Genomic DNA, 2,841 nt, shown 5'->3' on the forward strand with positions numbered 1-2,841 from the left:
GCCGGCCGCCGCGCGGCCCGGGCGACCGCGACCGGCCGGAGGGCGCCGGTCCTCCGCACTGGACGGACGCCGCCGGTGGCCAGCACCGGGCCGACGACGTCATGTGGCGGGACCCGGTCGAGGAGGTCGCCGAGGTGGTGCGCCGGGTGGTCGCGGAGCACCCGGGAATGGCGGTGTCCGTGCGGGTCGACCACGACGGGCAGGCGTACCCGCTGCGGGTCTCCTGGTCGGGTGGCATCGTCACGGTCAGCGCGGCAGGTGCCGCCGTACCGCCCCCGCCCTGGCCGATGTCGGTGAAGACCGTTCCGGCGTGGACGCCACAGGACGGACTGAGTCCCGACCCCGCCGCCCGGCTCGCGGAGATCATCCGCCAGGATCCCTCGCTTCTCACCGACGACGACCGACCGCGGTGACCGCCGGCCCGCCGAGGTGACTCCGGGGGCTAGGGTCGGGCGGTGGCGGTACCCGACCTGACCCTGACCGCGAGCCTGCGGCCGGCGGCGCTGGACGCCCGGCGCGGAATCGTCCGGCTGCACCCGGAGGTGCTCACCGCGCTCGGGCTGCGCCCGGGCGACCCGGTCCGGCTGGCCGGCCGGCGGGTGAGCGCCGGCATCGTGGCGCCGGCCGAGCCCGACGCCGGCACCGGCCTCCTGTACGCCGACGACCTGATGCTGGGCAACCTCGGCATCCGCGACGGCGGAGAGGTGAACGTCAGCCCGGTGCCGGTCACCGCCGCGCGCCGCGTGGTCCTCGCCGGGCCGCCGCCGGTCGTCGCGGTGGTCTCGCCGGAGATGCTGCGGCTGGCCCTGCTCGGCAAGGTGGTCACCGTCCGGGACGACGTGTCGCTGCTGCCGCAGGACGTGCTGCCGGACGCCTCGGTGCGCAGCCTCGTCGAGACGGCGCGACGAAGCCTCTCGAACCGGGTCGGGTACGCCTGGACCAGCACCCTGCTCACCGTGGTCGCCGCCGAGCCGGACACCGCCGCCCTGGTCACCATGGACACCGTGGTGGCCTGGGAGCACGGCCCGGTCACCCACGGCTCCGGCGGTGTCCCGGCCAACGGCTACCCGGCCGGCCGGGCCGGGACGCCCACCCCGACACGGACCGCCGGCCCGCCCGGAGGTGGCGCCGCCACGACGGCCCGCCCCGGAGGCGACGCCACCACCCGTCCCGGAGCCGGCGGCGAGGCGGCCCGACCGGCCGAGGCGACAGGTGTCGACGACGCGCCGTCGGTGGACGAGCTGCCCGGCCTCCGCGCCCAGGCCGAGGAGCTGACCGAGCTGCTCGACCTCGGCTTCCACCATCGCGAGGTGCTGGGCCGGCTGGGCACGACGGTCTCGCTCGGCGTCCTGGTCGACGGCCCGGCCGGTTCGGGCAAGTCCGCGCTGGTCCGCGCCGTGGCCGCCGGGGTCGGCGCGCGGGTCCGACCGCTCTGGGCGCCCGAGCTGGCCGCGTTGACCAACGAGGCGGCGGCCCAGCGCCTGCGCGACGCCGCCGCCGACGTACGGGCGGACGGGCCGGCGGTGCTGCTCGTCACCGACGTGGAGGCGCTCGCCCCGGCGGACGAGCCCGGCCCGGTGGCGACGGTCTTCCGGCAGGTGCTCGCCGAGACCCTCCGCGCGGGGGCGGCGGTCGTGTGCACCACCGGCCGCCCGGAGGCCGTCGACCCGGCACTGCGGGCACCGGACCTGCTGTCGCTGCGGATCGGCGTGCCGCTGCCGGACCCCGCGCTGCGACGGGAGCAGTTGACGGTGCTGACCCGGCAGGTCCCGCTGGCGGAGGACGTCCGGTTGGACGAGGTCGCCGGTCGTACGCCCGGGTTCGTCGCCGCGGACCTGGCCGCGCTGGTCCGGGAGGCCGGCGTGCGCGCGGCGCTGCGGCAGAAGTCGGCGGAGCGGCCGACGGTGGCGATGGCGGACTTCACGGCGGCGCTGGAGGTGGTCCGCCCGACGACCATGGCGGCGTCCACCCTGGAGCTGGCCCGGGTGACCCTCGACGACGTGGGCGACCTGGTCGAGGTGAAGCAGACGCTGACCGAGTCGGTGCTGTGGCCGCTCACCTACCCGGACACGTTCGCCCGGCTGGGCGTGCAGCCGCCCCGCGGCGTCCTGCTCTACGGGCCGCCCGGCTGCGGCAAGACCTACCTGGTGACCGCGCTCGCCGGCTCCGGCCGGGCCAACGTGCTGTCGGTGAAGGGCGCCGAGCTGCTGTCGAAGTGGGTGGGCGAGAGCGAGCGGGCCGTACGGGAGCTGTTCCGCCGCGCCCGCGAGGCGGCCCCCACGTTGATCTTCCTGGACGAGGTGGACGCGCTGGCGCCGGTACGCGGCCAGGCCACCGACGGCGGCACCACCGACCGGGTGGTCGCGTCGCTGCTCACCGAGCTGGACGGGGTCGAGACGCTGCGCAACGTGGTGGTGGTCGGTGCGACGAACCGACCGGACCTGGTCGACCCGGCGCTGCTGCGACCGGGCCGGTTGGAACGCCTGGTGTACGTGCCACCACCGGACGGGCCGGCCCGGGCGGAGATCCTGCGGGCCGCCTCCCGGACCGTGCCCCTCGCCGACGACGTGGACCTCGCCGCCCTCTCCGAGGAGCTGGCCGGCTTCTCGGCGGCGGACTGCGCGGCGCTGGTGCGGGAGGCCGCCCTCGCCGCCATGCGCGAGTCGCTGACCGCCACGACGGTCACCGCCGCCCACGTGGAGACCGCCCGGCGACGGGTCCGCCCGTCCCTGGACCCCGCGCAGGTGGCCTGGCTGGAGGCGTACGCCGAGGGCCGCCAGGGCTGAACCCGGCCGGTGGTCCTCGACGACGGCCTTCGCGGGCGCTGATCTGACGGGTCGA

General features: G+C 77.1%; 2 protein-coding genes. Both read left to right on the forward strand.

Features of this window, described 5'->3' with window-relative positions; translation table 11 throughout:
* A partial coding sequence (locus AB0I76_RS26795; RefSeq protein ID WP_357040968.1) for a hypothetical protein occupies positions 1-413 on the forward strand: 413 nt, incomplete at its 5' end.
* Between the two features lie 42 nt (positions 414-455).
* On the forward strand, positions 456-2,786 hold the full coding sequence (locus AB0I76_RS26800) for an AAA family ATPase (protein WP_357040970.1): 2,331 nt from the start codon (positions 456-458) through the stop codon (positions 2,784-2,786).
* Positions 2,787-2,841: the final 55 nt, after the last annotated feature.

The sequence above is a fragment of the Micromonospora sp. NPDC049799 genome, assembly GCF_040656655.1.
GTDB lineage: Bacteria > Actinomycetota > Actinomycetes > Mycobacteriales > Micromonosporaceae > Micromonospora.